The following is a 16159-nucleotide window of genomic DNA, read 5'->3' on the forward strand; positions in this document are numbered from 1 at the left end:
CTTAAAGGTTAAGGATAGATATCTCCCACCAATAATGGGGAATTAACTATACCTAAAGTTAAGTAGTCGAAATTTGATGTGATCGATTGTTTTGTCGATTAACGCTTGCCCGGCAGGCTTGTCTGTTTTTTTGCGCGTTCGGCCGGCTTTACCCTTTTTAACGCGCTTTTGCCGCCCTTTTATCGGAAATTGGCGTTATCGCCGGTTGCGCATCCTGAAGAATTTGTTTGGCTGCAAGGATGCGAGTAGACTGCATCCCCTGTTTGATTTCGGAGTTAATTACCATGAGCGAAACGGCAAGCTGGCAGCCTAGTGCACCCATCGCCAATTTGTTGAAACGCGCAGCGATTCTGGCTGAGATCCGGCGTTTCTTCGCCGATCGTGGCGTGCTGGAAGTTGAGACGCCCACCATGAGCCAGGCGACGGTCACCGACGTTCACCTGTTCCCGTTCGAGACGCGTTTCGTCGGGCCGGGAGCGGCAGAGGGCCTGACGCTATACATGATGACCAGCCCGGAATATCACATGAAGCGCCTGTTGGCGGCGGGCAGCGGCCCGATCTACCAAATGGGGCGCAGCTTCCGAAATGAAGAAGCCGGGCGGCATCACAACCCGGAATTCACCATGCTGGAGTGGTACCGTCCGCACTACGACATGTACCGCCTGATGAATGAAGTGGACGATCTGCTGCAACAGGTGCTGGACTGCGAGAGCGCGGAGACCCTGTCCTATCAGCAGGCGTTCCTGCGCCATCTGGACATCGATCCGCTGTCGGCGGAGAAGGCGCAGCTGCGCGAAGCGGCGGCCAAACTCGATCTGAGCAACATCGCCGATACCGAAGAAGATCGCGATACGCTGCTGCAGCTGCTGTTCACCGTGGGCGTGGAACCGCATATCGGCCGTGAAAAACCGGCGTTCGTGTACCACTTCCCGGCCAGCCAGGCGGCGTTGGCGGAGATCAGCACCGAAGACCACCGCGTGGCGGAGCGTTTCGAGGTGTACTTCAAGGGTATCGAGCTGGCGAACGGTTTCCGCGAGCTGACCGACGGCCGTGAACAACAGCAGCGCTTCGAGCAGGACAACCGCAAACGCGCGGAGCGCGGCCTGCCGCAGCAACCGATCGACTACAACCTGTTGGCGGCGTTGCAGCACGGCATGCCGGAGTGTTCCGGCGTGGCGCTGGGCGTGGATCGTCTGGTGATGCTGGCGCTGGGCGCCGAGAGCCTGAGCGACGTATTAGCCTTCCCGGTCGGGATCGCCTGACGTTTCAGGACGGGTCAAAAGCAAAAAAGGGGGTCGGCATTTGCCGACCCCCTTTTTTTATCGCGAGAAGCGCTTATAGCCCCCCGGCGTCGCGCTTGGTGTTCGGCGCCGGCGTGGACGGCGGCGTGCGGCCGTTGTTGGTTAGCCGCGACAGCGTCTCGGTACGCACCTGGAACGGCGGGTACGGCAGCGTGATGCCGTGCTCGCGGTAGCCCGCCAGGATCAGTTGGTGGATCTCATGGCGCAGCGGCATACGGTGGCCCATCTCGGCGGCGTAAATACGCATCTCGAAGATCTGAATGCCTTGTTGCAGATCGACCAGATAGACCTCCGGCGCCGGGTTATCCAGCACCAGCGCGCAGCGCTCGGCGGCGTTCATCAGGATCTTGGTCACTTCTTCGCTGTTGGCCTCGCCCGGCGCCGGTACGGTCAGCACCACACGGGTCAGGGTATCCGACAGCGACCAGTTGACGAACTGCTCGGTGATAAACGCTTTGTTCGGCACGATGATCTCTTTGCGGTCCCAGTCCGAGATGGTGGTGGCGCGGGTATTGATCTTGGTGACGGTGCCGGTCAGATTGCGGATCGTCACGGTGTCGCCGATGCGGATCGGTTTCTCGAACAGGATGATCAAGCCGGAGATGAAGTTGGAGAAGATCTCCTGCATGCCGAAGCCCAACCCCAGACTGAGCGCGGTAACCACCCACTGCAGTTTCGACCATTCGATGCCGATCCAGGCGAAGCTGAGCACCGCGCCGAACAGCAGCAGCAGGTACTTGGTGATGGTGGTGATGGCGTAGCCGGTGCCCGGGGACAGATCCAGGTGCTGCAGCACCGCCAGCTCCAGCAGCGCCGGCAGGTTGCGCACCAGCTGCATGGTGATGATCAACACCAGAATGGCGATCAGAACCGCGCCGAGGGTGATCGGATGGGCGGTTTCCACGCCGTTCACCGTCGAGGTTACGTCCCACAGCGAGATGTTTTCCAGGAAGGCGAACGCGGAGTGGATCTCCGACCACAGTACGATCACCGACACCAGCGCGATCAGCGTCAGGATCGAACGCACCAGCCGCAGCGACTGGGCGCTGATGGTGTCCAGATCGAAGTCCGAATCGTCCGGATCGATGGCGCCTTCGGTGCTGTTCGGGGTATGTGAAGTTTCGTCTTCGCCGCGGGCGCGCTGGGCCAGAATGTCGGCGCGGCGCTGCTTGGCGCGATCGAAGGCGATGCGCCGCCGCTGGATCAACATCCAACGGCGGATGATGTGGTAGACGACCAGCAGCAGGAACCAGATCGCCACCGAAGTTTCCAGACGCGCCAACAGCGCCTGCGCGGTGGTGAGGTAACCGACGGTCGAGGCCAGCGCCGCCAGCAGCGGCGCCGACAGCAGCAGCCCCCAGAAGGCGCTGTTGAGCATGTTGTCGCCGGAGCCGTTTTTATCCAGATACAGCGGAATGCCGGCGCGTTTCAGGCTGTGGGTGACCAGCGCCAGCGCCAGACACAGCAGGATGAAGCACAGCCGCCCCAGGGTGTTGGCGAACTCGCGTTCTTTCAGGCTATCGAAGGTGATCAGCGCCATGATCAGCGGCACGATCAGCCAGATCGACATCTTGTAGTAGCGCATGGCGCGCGAAACCTGCTTCGCCGGCCAGCGGAAGTGCACGATGAACAGCCCCTGCGGGTGGGCGAAGGCGGCGCAGATCATGCAGATCCACAGGATCGGCAGCGTGGCGGTTACCCCTTTGCCGATCGCTTCCGCCACCGGGTAGTTCCAGGCGCTCTGCAGGCCGTAACCGAGCGCGGCCCACAGCACCGGCAGCGGCATCGCCACCAGAATCGACCAGAACACGGTGCGCACCGTCAGGAAGAATTCGTCCTGCGTCACCTTGCCGACGCGGCTGCTCGCGCGCTCGAGGAAGGCGTGGTAGTGCTTGCGCGAGCTGATGCTGAAAATCACCAGCAGCAGGGCGCCGAAGATCGGGATCAGCGTTTCGCGGCTGGTCACCATCATCATGAAGGCGCCGCCGAGTTGAGACAGCGTGTCCAGCGACAGGACGCGCGTCAGATCGTGCGCCACGTTGAGCGGGTAGGAGAAGTTGATCGGATTGACGTCCGGCACCCAGAACAGATAGCGGTGGGTGGCGTCGCGAATTTCGTTCAACGCTTCGATCAGCTGGGTGTTGGCCACCTTCAGCTTGGTCAGCTCGAGGATTTGGGTGTCGCACCCGGATAACAACGAGTTGAGCAGCTCGCGCTGGGTGCGCAGCTGGGCATCGACGATGCGTTGCTCCTGGTTGGTCAGCGCGCTGCCGTCGTCGCGTTTGAATTCGCGCTGCGACAGTTTTTCCAGCTGGTTTTCAAACTGCAGGCGCTGCACGCGCAGCTGGGCCATGTCGCCGTCCAGCTGTTGCGGCTTGGGCATTTCCGGCAGTGTCGCCACCTGGGCGCGCAGGGTTTCCCCCAGCGCCGACGACGAACCGAGCCACTGGGCCTGCTCGATGATGGTGCTCAGCGCCTGGCGCACCTGCAGCGTCTGCGCCGCCGCCTGCCGCTGCTGCGATGAAATCAGATCCATGCGCTGCGCCTGGCTGTTCAGCGCGGCGGACAGTTCGCGGTTGATCTGCAGCTGCTGGCTGATGCTTTTTGGCAAATCGCCGTTCTGCTCGGCTAACTGCTCGGTTTTTTCCAGCGCCAGCTCTGCTTCGCGTTGGCGTTGGGCGTTGAGGTTATTGCGCAGCGCCTGCAGCTGAACGTCTATTTTCTCGTGGCGCTTTTTATAGACCTCGGCGCGCATGCGCGCCAGCTCCTGACGGTTGTTGGCCGACAGCTGCGCCAGCTCCAGCTCGTCCACTTTGGCTTTGCGCGCCGCGGCTTCGGTCTGCAGCAGGGCCAGGGCGGCCTGCGCATACGGCGTGGTCGGGTTGGCGGGCTGCGCCTGCAGGCGGCGCTGCACTTCCGTCAGCGCACGGCGGGCGTCGGTCTGCTGCTGCGGCAGCTGGCCGAGCGAATCGCTGATCTCCCGCGTGCGATCCTGTTCTTGCTGCAGCAGGCGCGCCTGTTCCAGCAGCAGGCTGCTGGTTTGCAGGATCTGCTGTTCCAGCTCGGCGGCCGGCAGATCGTCGCCGTTAGGCAGGATCTTGTTGCTTTCCAGCACCAGCTGACGGCGCAGCTCCTGCGTCATCTTCGGAAAATCGTCGATCACCCTCTGATACTGCTCGGAGCGAGTCTGCGACTCTTTGCGCTCCGTCAGCCAGTTGAGGGCGCTTTGCAGCGCCTCGGTGGTTTCCGCCTGATTCGGCGCGTTTTTGCTGCTTTCCGCCTGCTTCAGCTCCTGTTTGAGCTGGGTCTCGGTCGGCACGGGGGCGGCCAGCGCCGGTTGCCACAGCAGGCAACCGAGCAAAAGCGTGATGAAAAGGCGCACGGCGTCGATTCCTTTAGAGCGGGGTCTGTGGCGTTTCAGCGGCGGCCGGGATTTCGGCGAAGGCTTCACCCATGCGGGTGACGGTGCCGTTATGCAGCTGCGGCGCAAACTGCACGCTGCCTGCGGTAAACAGGTTGATCACCGTGGAGCCGAGTTTGAAACGGCCCATCTCGGCGCCTTTTTCCAGCGCGATGGCGCCTTCTTCGCCGGCGGCCGGGTAGGTCCAGCGCTTGATGATGCCTTCGCGCGGCGGCGTGACGGTGCCGGCCCAGACGGTTTCGATGCTGCCGACGATGGTGGCGCCGACCAGGATTTGCACCATCGGCCCGATGTCGGTGTCGAATACGCAGATCACGCGCTCGTTGCGCGCGAACAGATTAGGCACGTTGGCGGCGGTGAGCGGGTTGACCGAGAACAAATCGCCCGGCACATAGATCATTTCGCGCAGCACGCCGGCGCACGGCATGTGTACGCGGTGATAGTCGCGCGGCGCCAGATAGGTGGTGGCGAACAGGCCGTTGCGGAACGGCTCGGCCAACAGATAGTTGCCGGCCAGCAGCGCTTCGAGGCTGTAGTGGTGGCCTTTGGCCTGGAAGATTTGATCGTCGCGGATCGGGCCGAGCTGGCTGATGGCACCATCGGCAGGCAGCGCCAGCCAGTTGGCGTCGGCGACGATGGGGCGCGCGCCGTCGCGCAGCGGGCGCACGAAGAAATCGTTGAAGGTGGCGTAAGACGCCAGGTCCGGATTTTGCGCTTCCTGCATGTCCACGCGGTAGAAGCGGGCGAAGGTTTTGACCACCAGTTGGGTCAGCCAGCCGGCCCGTTTGTCGGCGCCCCAGCCCGCCAGGCGGGTCAGCGCCAGCTTCGGCAGCCAATATTGCAGTTTAATCTTGATGCTATCCAGCACGTTAACCTCGTGAATCAGGGTAAAGGGCGCGCATTGTAACGAGGGCTCCGCCGTCGTCAATGCTCGCTCGTCAGTGTCAGTCTGCGGCGTCCGTGAAGTTCTTGCGAACCTTCACCTGCGCCATGCTTTCCAGAATACGGTGATAGTTGTCGAACCGCTCTTGCGCGATATCGCCTTTCTCCATCGCCGCGCGAATGGCGCAGCCGGGATCGGTATCGTGGCGGCAGTCGCGGAATTTGCAACCGCCTAAATAATCACGGAATTCGACAAAACCGCGGGTGATTTGTTCCGGCTCCAGGTGCCACAGGCCAAACTCGCGCACCCCTGGGGAGTCGATCACGTCGCCGCCGTGCTGGAAATGGTACAGCCGCGCGGCGGTGGTGGTATGTTGCCCGAGGCCCGAGACGTCGGAAACCTGATTTACCAGAATTTGCTCTTCAGACGGCGGCAGCAGCGCGTTCAGCAAGCTGGACTTGCCGACCCCGGACTGACCGGCGAAGATGCTGATGCGCCCGGCCAGCGCCTGTTCGAACTCCGCCATGCCTTCCCGCGTTTGGCTGGAGACTTCCAGCACCCGGTAGCCAATCTTGCGATAGATATCCATCATGCCGTCGACCAGCTTGCGCGCTTCGGCGTCCAGCAGGTCAATTTTGTTGAGCACGATCAGCGGCTCGACTTCGAGCGTTTCGCAGGCCACCAGATAACGGTCGATGATGTTCAGTGACAGCTCGGGCAGGATCGCCGACACGATGACGATCTGATTGATATTGGCGGCGATCGGCTTCACGCCGTCATAGAAGTCCGGGCGCGTCAGCACCGAGGTGCGTTCGTGCACCGCTTCCACAATGCCTTTTACCCCTTCATGGGCGCCCAGGCCGGGGCGCCACACCACGCGATCGCCGGTCACCAGCGAACGCAGCGTGCGGCGGATGTTGCAGCGGTGCTGAGTGCCATCCGGCGCCTCAACGTCGGCGTGCATGCCGAAACGGCTGATGACGACGCCTTCCTGCGGCTCGCCCAGCTGGGAATCATCCGGTTCCGGTTTGTTATCGGCGCGCTTCAGACGGCGCTGATGGTTCGCCTGCACGCGGCGTTGCTGACCTTTGGACAGTTTGTTCTTACTCACTGCGCCTCACTTGAATCGGTTTTATACCTTTACGTATACGCACAGCCGCGGCGGGGGACTTGCCCCGGGCGCAGCCTTGAACCCGTCAGGGTATATGTCGCCCATGGCGACCAAAAAGACTATGATACACGCTATTTTATATTAAATAACCGTTGTTAGCCGCCGGCTGCGGCGTGTCGCCATCGGCGGCGGCCGTCGTCTCGTCCGCACAGCGTTTTTCTCTCGGCTTTTAGGCAGGAAACATCATGACAGCAAACGAAAATAACCTGATTTGGATCGATTTGGAGATGACCGGGCTGGATCCCGAGCGTGACCGCATTATCGAGATCGCCACGCTGGTCACCGACGCCAATCTGAACATCCTGGCGGAAGGGCCGGTGATCGCCGTGCACCAATCCGACGAGCAGCTGGCCTTGATGGACGAGTGGAACGTGCGCACCCATACCGGCAGCGGGCTGGTGGAGCGGGTGAAAGCCAGCCGGCAGGACGATCGCGCCGCCGAGCTGGAAACCATCGCCTTCCTGCAGCAATGGGTGCCGGCCGGCAAATCACCGATCTGCGGCAACAGCGTGGGCCAGGATCGCCGTTTCCTGTTCCGCTACATGCCGGAGCTGGAGGCCTACTTCCATTACCGCTACCTGGACGTCAGCACGCTGAAAGAACTGGCGCGCCGTTGGAAGCCGGAAATTCTCGGCGGCTTTAAGAAGCAGGGCACCCATCAGGCGCTGGATGACATCCGCGAATCGGTGGCCGAACTGGCTTATTACCGCGAACATTTCATTCAGCTTTAAGGCGATGGCGGCCTCTGCGGGGAAAAAACGCCGTTTTTAGCCGCTTAATTCGCCAATCTGGCGCTTTAATCGGCAATCAAACAAAAATCGCGTTTTTTTGCTTTCAGGGGCTTGCGACAAAAAGGATTTCTCGTATAATGCGCACCCCGTACCGATGAAGAATTTCGTAACGTTCCACCATCGATACGCCGGGCGGGAATAGCTCAGTTGGTAGAGCACGACCTTGCCAAGGTCGGGGTCGCGAGTTCGAGTCTCGTTTCCCGCTCCAAATTCAACAATGTCGCGATGCGGCATGATGAATAAATAAAGCAGTATCAAGCAGTACCTATGCGACGCGGGAATAGCTCAGTTGGTAGAGCGCAACCTTGCCAAGGTTGAGGTCGCGAGTTCGAGCCTCGTTTCCCGCTCCAAAAATTCAAAGGTCACGCCAGTGTTTGGTGACCGGATGCCAAAAGCATCTCAATGCGGGAATAGCTCAGTTGGTAGAGCACGACCTTGCCAAGGTCGGGGTCGCGAGTTCGAGTCTCGTTTCCCGCTCCAATTTTCTCTTCGTTTCAAACTCAAATCCAACGCCTTCTCCGGCGCGGGTTTTTGTCCCGTTTTACACACCTGCTAAAAACGTTGTGAACAGAGTTATCCACAGCCTCTGTACATAAACCCGCCAGCCTGAAAAATCAACGTCATACAAATTAAATATTTATATATTTGATTTATAAGCTTATTTATTTATCCCAAAACGTTATGCCGATCACTTGCTCTTTTTGTTGCAGTTGAAAGACAACGTGTTTTTATTTTTATGCACAAATCCACAGAGTGAGATTTCGGGCGATACGCCCGCGCGGCGCACCCCGTCAGGCATCCCTTGGCAAACCTTTTTCCACAGCCCGTATCAACCGTTTTTTCTGCGCCGTTTGCACCTCGATGCCCTGTGCTTCACGGCGAGCGAGCTGTTGCGCCAGTGCCCAGTGGATATGTTCGTCCAGCATGGCGTCCTGGCCCAAACGCGTGCGCAGCGCGAGCACGATGCTGTCCTCATAAGGCGCATTGCCCAGCGCCACGGCGATATTGCGCAGCCAGCGCAGGTGACCGATGCGGCGTATCGCCGAGCCTTCGGTGATGCGCAGGAATTTTTCTTCCGTCCAACTGAACAGATCGATCAGCTGCGGCGCATGCAGCGCGGCGCGCGGGCTGAAATCGTCTTCGTCGGTGAGTTGCGAAAATCGGTTCCACGGGCAGATCAGCTGGCAGTCGTCGCAGCCGTAGATACGGTTGCCGAGAAGCGGCCGGAATTCCTCCGGGATCGCGCCTTCCAGTTCGATGGTCAGATAGGAAATGCAGCGCCGGGCATCGACGGTGTAGGGCGCGACGATGGCCCCGGTCGGGCAAGTGGTGATGCAGGCGACGCAGCGGCCGCACTGCTCTTCCTGCGGCTGATCCACCGGCAGCGGCAGGTCGATCAGCAGTTCGCCGAGGAAAAACCAGGATCCGGCTTCGCGGTTAAGAATTAGTGAGTGTTTACCAACCCAGCCGATGCCCGCCTTGGCGGCCAGCGCGCGCTCCATGACCGGCGCCGAGTCGACAAAGGGGCGGAAATTCAGTTCGCCGCAGTAGGCCTGGATCTGATCGCCCAACTTTTTCAGGCGCTGACGCAACAGCTTGTGATAATCGCGCCCCAGCGCATAGCGGCTGACGTAGCCCAATTGCGGGTTCTGCAGGGTGCTGGCGAACGCCGCCTTGGCCGGCAGATAGTTCATGCGCACGCTGATCACCCGCAGCGTGCCTGGCAACAGCTCGTGAGGGCGTGCGCGCAGCATGCCGTGGCGCGCCATCCACTCCATCTCGCCGTGGTACTGTTTGTCGAGCCAGGCCTGCAGCTTCGGCTCTTCCAGGCTGAGATCGGTATCGCAGATGCCAACCTGCTGGAATCCTAGCGATTGCCCCCATTGCTTGATATGTTGGGCGAGTTGATGGAGATCGAGGGGGTGCGTCATGACGGGCCACAGTGAAAAAGCATACGCTGACAGTTTACCACACTCTATCTGGCCTGCGGATTGGATCCGTCGTTCGGAACCTGCGGCGGCGGCCTCGCTCGGTCTTTCTCTTTACGATTTAATGCTGCGCGCCGGTCAGGCGGCCTACGTACTGGCGCGCGACACTTATCCCTGCTGCAACCACTGGCTGGTGCTCTGTGGCCACGGCAACAACGGCGGCGACGGCTATGTGGTGGCGCGTTTGGCGAAGGCGGCGGGCGTGCAGGTGACGGTGATCGCCTGCGAAGGCGCACGCCCTTTGCCGCCGGAGGCCGCAGCGGCCCGCGAGGCCTGGCTGGCCGCCGGCGGCGATATTCTGCCGGCGAACAGCCGCTGGCCGGCATCCGTCTCTCTTATTATCGACGGTCTGTTAGGCACCGGCCTGGGCAGTGCGCCGCGTGCGCCTTACGATGCGCTGATCGAGGCCGCCAACCGCCATTCGGCGCCGGTGGTGGCGCTCGATATTCCGTCCGGGCTGCTGGCGGAAAGCGGCGCGGCGCCGGGCGCGGTCGTGCGTGCCGCGCATACCGTCACGTTCATTGGCCTCAAGCCGGGCTTGCTGACCGGGCAGGCGCGCGACTGGGTCGGGCAACTTCATCAGAATACGCTAGGCTTATCGGATTGGTTGACGAAGCAACCGGAACAGATTCAGCGGCTTACCGCCGAAGTGTTGCCGCGCTGGCTGCATCCGCGGCGCCCCTGCGCCCATAAGGGCGAGCATGGCCGTCTGCTGCTGGTGGGCGGCGACCGCGGATTCGGCGGCGCCATTCGCATGGCGGCGGAAGCGGCGCTGCGCAGCGGGGCTGGATTGGTGCGAGTGCTTACTCACATTGAGCACGTCGCGCCGCTGCTGGCGGCCAGGCCGGAGTTGATGGCGCAGGCGCTGGACGAGACGGCCTTGCGGCAGGCGATGCAATGGGCGGACGTGCTGGTGATTGGCCCGGGGCTGGGCCAGGCTGAGTGGGGCAAAAACGCCTTGAACGTGCTGCAAACCAGCGATAAACCGGCCTTGTGGGACGCCGATGCGCTGAACTTGCTGGCATTAAATCCCGAGAAACGGCAGAATCGCGTGATGACTCCGCATCCCGGAGAGGCGGCGCGGCTGTTGAGCTGCAGCACTGCCGACATCGAGAGTGATCGCTTACTTGCCGTGCGTAACCTGACGGCGCGCTATGGCGGCGTGGCGGTGCTGAAAGGCGCCGGCACGCTGATCGCCGATGAGCAGGGCCAGATGGCGATCGCCGACGTCGGCAATGCCGGCATGGCCTCCGGCGGCATGGGCGATGTGCTGTCGGGCATCATCGGCGGTTTGCTGGCGCAAAAGCTCTCGCTGTATGATGCCGCCTGTGCGGGCTGCGTCGTACACGGCGCGGCCGGCGATCGCGTAGCGGAAAGACAAGGAACAAGAGGCATGTTGGCGACCGATTTACTGCCGGACATCCTTCATTTCGTTAACCCTGAGTGGGCAAAATAGACTTTATCGAATGAAAGAACTCGTTTTACCTCTGCCGGACGAGGCAGCGACTGTCGCTTTGGGCACCACTTTGGCCAAGGCCTGCGATCGCGCCAGCGTCATCTATCTCTACGGCGACCTGGGCGCCGGTAAAACCACCTTCAGCCGTGGCTTCCTGCAGGCGTTGGGGCATCAGGGCAATGTCAAAAGCCCGACCTACACGCTGGTGGAGCCCTATGCCTTGCAGCCCTTGGCGGTATATCACTTCGATCTGTATCGCCTGGCCGATCCGGAAGAGCTTGAATTTATGGGCATTCGCGATTACTTCGCGCAAGACGCCATCTGCCTGGTCGAATGGCCACAGCAGGGCACCGGCGTGCTGCCGGAGCCGGATCTGGCGCTGCACCTCAGCTATCAGGGCGAGGGGCGAGAGGCGAAGATCGAGGCGATTTCTGCTTACGGCAGCCAGCTGTTAGACCGTATTCATGGATCACAGGGATGATGTTGCAATGACGCATGCGTTGAAAAAATTTGCGGTCATCATGCTGATCGCCGTGCTGGGGCCGCTCGGCGCGTTGAACGCGCTGGCGGCGTCCTCGCTGTCCGATATCAAAGTGTCCAACGCCCAGCGCGAAGCGACGGTGTCGGTGAGCTTCAATGGCCCGCCGGACTACGCGTTTTTCCCGCTGCACGGCCCGGAGCGCGTGGTGCTGGACGTCAACCAGAAAGGCAAGGTCGGCGGGCTGCCGCTCAATTTCAGCGGCCAAAACCTGGTGAAAAGCATTCGCTCCAGCGCGCCGAAAGACGCTCAGAGCGTGCGCCTGGTGTTTGATCTGACTCAGCGCGCTAAAACCCGCGTCTCCACCCGCCAGAACGGCGGCGTGCACACCGTGGTATTCACCCTTACGGCCGAAGGCGGCGTCAATACCGTGGCGCGTAAAGCGCCGGTCCAAACGCCTGCGCCGGTCGCCGTCAGCCAACCGCCGCGTCAGGCGCCGGTCGCGGTGCGTGAAGCGCCGGAGCCGCCGCTGCGCAAAGCGCCGACGGGATCGAATCCCTTTACCAATAAACAGAGCGTGGTCGCGGGCACCGCCACTGAGGTGACGCCACGCAGCAGCCGCGTTTCCGCCGGTTCCGGCGATCGGGTGGTGGTGGCGATCGACGCCGGCCACGGCGGCCAGGATCCGGGCGCCATTGGCCCGAGCGGGTTGAAGGAGAAGAATGTCACTATCGCCATCGCGCGTCGCCTGCAGGCGATGCTGGACGCCGATCCGCAGTTCAAGCCGGTGCTGACGCGTAACGGCGACTATTTTATTTCGGTGATGGGGCGTTCCGACGTTGCGCGTAAACAGGGCGCCAACGTACTGGTCTCCATCCACGCCGACGCCGCGCCAAACCGCAGCGCCAGCGGGGCTTCCGTCTGGGTGCTGTCCAATCGCCGCGCCAACAGCGAAATGGCCGGTTGGCTCGAACAGCATGAGAAGCAGTCCGAGCTGCTCGGCGGCGCCGGCGACTTGCTGGCCAACAGCCAGGCCGACCCTTATCTGAGCCAGGCGGTGCTGGATCTGCAGTTCGGCCACTCGCAGCGCGTTGGCTACGATGTGGCGGTGAAGGTGCTGCAGCAGCTGCAGAGCGTCGGATCGTTGCATAAACGCCGGCCGGAACACGCCAGCCTGGGCGTGCTGCGTTCGCCGGATATTCCATCGCTGCTGGTGGAAACAGGATTTATCAGTAATAGCACGGAGGAGCGGCTGCTGGGCAGTAGCGCGTATCAGGAGAAGATTGCCAAGGCCATTCATAACGGCCTGCGCAGCTACTTCCTGGCGCATCCGCTGCAAGCCGACCCAAAGGTGGAAAACCGACCGCTGGACGTCGCAGCGGCGGTTAACACCTCAACACCAGACGTGCGCCAGCCTGAGCCTATCGTCAGCTCGGCCGGCGCGAGCCGCAGCGTAAGCGGCAAGACCCAGATCCACGTGGTGAAACGGGCGGAGACGCTGTCCGGCATCGCCGACAGCTACGGCACGACCATGGCGGCGCTGCGGGATCTGAACAAACTGAAGAAAGACGGCGTGTGGGTCGGGCAACGCCTGAAGGTGCCGGCGGGGAAAACCGCCGCCGTCACCGCCGTCGCCAAAGCGAAAACGCCGGCGAAGAAGCCGTCTAAACATAAAGTGGCCCGCGGGGACACGCTGTCCTCCATCGCTTCTCGCTACGGGGTCAGCGTCGGCGATTTGAAACGGGTCAATAATCTGAAGTCGGACGTCGCGCCGCTGGATCGGACGCTGACCATTCCGCAGGCCTAGCGCCACCGCTACAGGAGTCAGCATGCCTATCCAGGTGTTACCGCCACAGCTCGCCAACCAGATCGCCGCCGGAGAGGTGGTCGAACGCCCCGCGTCGGTCGTCAAAGAGCTGGTGGAAAACAGCCTGGACGCCGGTGCGACGCGCATCGATATCGATATCGAACGCGGCGGCGCCAAGTTGATCCGCATTCGCGACAACGGCTGCGGCATCGGCAAGGACGATCTGGCGCTGGCGCTGGCGCGGCACGCCACCAGTAAAATCAGCACGCTCGACGACCTGGAAGCGATCGTCAGCCTCGGTTTTCGCGGCGAAGCGCTGGCCAGCATCAGCTCGGTTTCCCGTTTGACCCTGACGTCGCGCACCGCAGACCAGAGCGAAGCGTGGCAAGCCTATGCCGAAGGGCGCGAACAGGCGGTGACGGTCAAACCCGCCGCGCACCCGGTCGGCAGCACGCTGGAAGTGCTGGATCTGTTTTACAACACCCCGGCGCGCCGCAAATTCATGCGCACCGAGAAAACCGAATTCGGCCATATCGATGAAGTGGTGCGGCGCATCGCGCTGGCGCGCTTCGATGTGGCGATCAACCTCAGCCACAACGGCAAACTGATCCGCCAATATCGGGCGGCGAAGGAAGAAAGCCAGCACGAGCGCCGTTTGGGCAGCATCTGCGGCCCGGCGTTTTTGCAGCATGCGCTGAACATCGACTGGCAGCATGGCGATCTGAGCATCCGCGGTTGGGTGGCGGATCCGGACGGGGCGCGCCAGCTGGGTGAAATGCAGTATTGCTACGTCAACAGCCGCATGATGCGCGATCGCTTGATCAACCACGCCATTCGTCAGGCCTATCAGGATCAGCTGAAAGACGATCAGCAGCCCGCTTACGTGTTGTATCTGGAGGTGGATCCGCACCAGGTGGACGTCAACGTTCATCCCGCCAAGCACGAGGTGCGTTTCCATCAGGCGCGGCTGGTGCACGATTTTATCTACCAGGCGGTGACCACGGTGCTGCAACAGGCCGGGCAGACGCCGTCGCTGCCGCTGGCGGAAGCGCCTGACGAGGCGCCTGCGCCGGTCTGGCAGCAGGAAAACCGCGTCGCCGCCGGCGGCAACCATTTTTCACAGCCGGCGCCGCGTCGCGAAACGCCGCCACCGGCCGGCGCTGCGCGCGAGCGCGCGCCGCAGCCCGGTTGGCAAACGGCGGGCGGTTACCAGAAACGCGAAGGCGAGCTGTACGGCAAACTGATGCGGCCTGCCGCCGAGCCGCAGGCTGAGGCCGCGCCGGAAGCCCCGAGTCGGCCGCCGCTGTTCCCACCGGTGAAAGCCGCCGTGGAAACGCCGTTGGCGAGCGGGCAACACAGCTTTGGCCGGGTGCTTATGATCCATCCGCCGTGCTACGCGCTGATTGAACAGCGCCAGCAGCCGGCGTTGCTCAACCTGACGGTGGCCGAGCGCTGGCTGCGCCAGGCGCAGCTCAATCCGCCGACGGAAGGGCTGCGGCCGCAGCCGCTGCTGATCCCAGTCAAGCTGACGTTGGACAAGAACGAAGCGGCGGCCATCGCGCGGCATCAGGCGCTGCTGACGATGATGGGGCTGGATTTGCAGACGGATCACGGCCGTGTGACGCTGCGCGCAGTGCCTTTACCATTACGCCAACAAAATTTACAAAAACTGATACCCGAACTGTTAGGCTATCTGGCCGAGCATCAGGAGATGTCGCCCGCGGTGTTGGCCACCTGGCTCGCTCGCCGTCTCGGCAGCGAACATGAACAGTGGAACACCTCGCAAGCGATACAATTGCTGACCGACGTTGAACGACTTTGCCCGCAGCTGGTCAAATCGCCACCGAACGGACTTTTACAACCCGTTGATTTACAGGCCGCACTGGCGGCCCTCAAGCATGACTGAAACTGAAATGACATCACGTCCCCCGGCTATTTTCATTATGGGGCCGACCGCCTCGGGCAAGACCGCGCTGGCGATCGCGCTGCGCGAGCGCCTGCCGGTGGAACTGATCAGCGTCGATTCCGCGCTGATTTATCGCGGCATGGATATCGGCACCGCCAAGCCGAGCACCGAAGAATTGGCGCAGGCGCCGCATCGGCTGATCGATATTCGCGATCCCGCCGAAGCTTACTCGGCTGCGGAGTTCCGCGCCGATGCGCTGAAAGAGATGGCCGACATCACCGCCGCCGGCCGCATTCCGCTGTTGGTGGGCGGCACCATGTTGTATTTCAAGGCGTTGCTGGAAGGATTGTCGCCGTTGCCGTCCGCCGATCCCGCAGTGCGCGAGCGCATCGAACGGCAAGCGGCGGAGCAGGGCTGGGAGGCGCTGCACCGTCAGTTACAGGCGATCGATCCGGTCGCGGCAGTGAGAATTCATCCGAATGATCCGCAGAGACTGTCCAGAGCACTGGAAGTTTTTTTTATTTCGGGTAAAACTTTAACGGAACTGACTAAAATTTCGGGTGAATCGTTACCGTATCAAGTTCACCAATTTGCGATAGCGCCGACCAGCCGTGAGTTGATCCATCAACGCATCGAGCTGCGGTACCATCAAATGTTGGCGGCGGGTTTTGAGACGGAAGCGCGTGCACTTTTCGCACGGGGTGATTTGCATACGGACTTGCCCTCCATTCGCTGTGTCGGTTACCGCCAGATGTGGTCATACTTGTCTGGTGAAATTAGTTACGATGAGATGGTTTATCGTGGTATTTGCGCAACACGTCAGTTGGCTAAACGCCAGATGACCTGGTTACGGGGTTGGGAGTCGGTCCATTGGTTGGACAGTGAAAAGCCGGGAGAGGCTTTGGACTCGGTGACACAGGTTGTTAGTGCATAGGTTGGGTGATTGTGTACAATTGC

11 protein-coding genes and 3 tRNA genes are annotated in these 16159 nt (G+C 61.6%); 10 read left to right on the forward strand and 4 right to left on the reverse strand.

All coding sequences use genetic code 11. The features are described 5' to 3' along the window. The first annotated feature begins 284 nt into the window (after positions 1-284). Complete coding sequence (gene epmA / locus ACUTQY_RS13160) at positions 285-1262, forward strand: elongation factor P--(R)-beta-lysine ligase (RefSeq protein ID WP_004929681.1); 978 nt, start codon at positions 285-287, stop codon at positions 1260-1262. A gap of 73 nt (positions 1263-1335) precedes the next feature. On the opposite strand, the gene mscM is transcribed toward epmA, so the two are convergent. The 3 genes from mscM to rsgA form a co-directional block, all read right to left on the reverse strand. Further along, positions 1336-4683 carry a miniconductance mechanosensitive channel MscM gene (gene mscM / locus ACUTQY_RS13165; RefSeq protein WP_033641615.1) on the reverse strand — a complete coding sequence of 1116 codons (3348 nt, stop codon included), beginning with the start codon at positions 4681-4683 and terminating at the stop codon, positions 1336-1338. Between the two features lie 13 nt (positions 4684-4696). Continuing rightward, positions 4697-5590, reverse strand: a complete 894-nt coding sequence (gene asd / locus ACUTQY_RS13170; protein ID WP_033641616.1) for an archaetidylserine decarboxylase — start codon at positions 5588-5590, stop codon at positions 4697-4699. A 76-nt stretch (positions 5591-5666) separates the two neighbouring features. Then, the gene (gene rsgA, locus ACUTQY_RS13175; RefSeq protein WP_033641617.1) at positions 5667-6716 is read right to left on the reverse strand and encodes a small ribosomal subunit biogenesis GTPase RsgA; all 1050 of its coding nucleotides are present in this window, start codon (positions 6714-6716) and stop codon (positions 5667-5669) included. A 245-nt stretch (positions 6717-6961) separates the two neighbouring features. On the opposite strand from rsgA, the gene orn reads away from it, so the two are divergent. From orn to ACUTQY_RS13195, 4 genes are all read left to right on the forward strand, one after another. Further along, positions 6962-7507 carry an oligoribonuclease gene (gene orn, locus ACUTQY_RS13180; protein ID WP_033641618.1) on the forward strand — a complete coding sequence of 182 codons (546 nt, stop codon included), beginning with the start codon at positions 6962-6964 and terminating at the stop codon, positions 7505-7507. 192 nt (positions 7508-7699) lie between these two features. Further along, positions 7700-7775: transfer RNA gene (locus ACUTQY_RS13185), tRNA-Gly, on the forward strand. A 66-nt stretch (positions 7776-7841) separates the two neighbouring features. After that, positions 7842-7917: transfer RNA gene (locus tag ACUTQY_RS13190), tRNA-Gly, on the forward strand. A gap of 54 nt (positions 7918-7971) precedes the next feature. Continuing rightward, positions 7972-8047 (forward strand) — tRNA-Gly (locus ACUTQY_RS13195). A gap of 311 nt (positions 8048-8358) precedes the next feature. On the opposite strand, the gene queG is transcribed toward ACUTQY_RS13195, so the two are convergent. Continuing rightward, positions 8359-9498 carry a tRNA epoxyqueuosine(34) reductase QueG gene (gene queG, locus ACUTQY_RS13200; protein WP_046688096.1) on the reverse strand — a complete coding sequence of 380 codons (1140 nt, stop codon included), beginning with the start codon at positions 9496-9498 and terminating at the stop codon, positions 8359-8361. Here queG and nnr point away from each other — a divergent pair. From nnr to miaA, 5 genes are read left to right on the forward strand one after another with little or no spacing between them, the layout of a single operon-like run. Next, positions 9497-11011 (forward strand): bifunctional ADP-dependent NAD(P)H-hydrate dehydratase/NAD(P)H-hydrate epimerase, encoded by a 1515-nt coding sequence (gene nnr / locus ACUTQY_RS13205; protein ID WP_046688097.1) that lies wholly within the window; start codon positions 9497-9499, stop codon positions 11009-11011. The genes queG and nnr overlap by 2 nt on opposite strands. A 10-nt stretch (positions 11012-11021) precedes the next feature. After that, positions 11022-11492, forward strand: a complete 471-nt coding sequence (gene tsaE / locus ACUTQY_RS13210; protein ID WP_025305017.1) for a tRNA (adenosine(37)-N6)-threonylcarbamoyltransferase complex ATPase subunit type 1 TsaE — start codon at positions 11022-11024, stop codon at positions 11490-11492. 7 nt (positions 11493-11499) lie between these two features. Then, positions 11500-13296: an N-acetylmuramoyl-L-alanine amidase AmiB gene (gene amiB, locus ACUTQY_RS13215; protein ID WP_033651497.1), complete on the forward strand. Its 1797-nt coding sequence runs from the start codon at positions 11500-11502 to the stop codon at positions 13294-13296. A gap of 22 nt (positions 13297-13318) precedes the next feature. Further along, positions 13319-15202, forward strand: coding sequence for a DNA mismatch repair endonuclease MutL (mutL, locus tag ACUTQY_RS13220; RefSeq protein ID WP_046688098.1), 1884 nt, complete (start codon positions 13319-13321; stop codon positions 15200-15202). Next, entirely contained in the window at positions 15195-16136 is a 942-nt protein-coding gene (miaA, locus tag ACUTQY_RS13225; RefSeq protein ID WP_033641624.1) for a tRNA (adenosine(37)-N6)-dimethylallyltransferase MiaA, read from the forward strand. The genes mutL and miaA overlap by 8 nt, the downstream gene beginning before the upstream one ends. The last annotated feature ends 23 nt before the right edge of the window (positions 16137-16159 follow it).

This window comes from Serratia sp. TSA_130.1 (assembly GCF_052691795.1).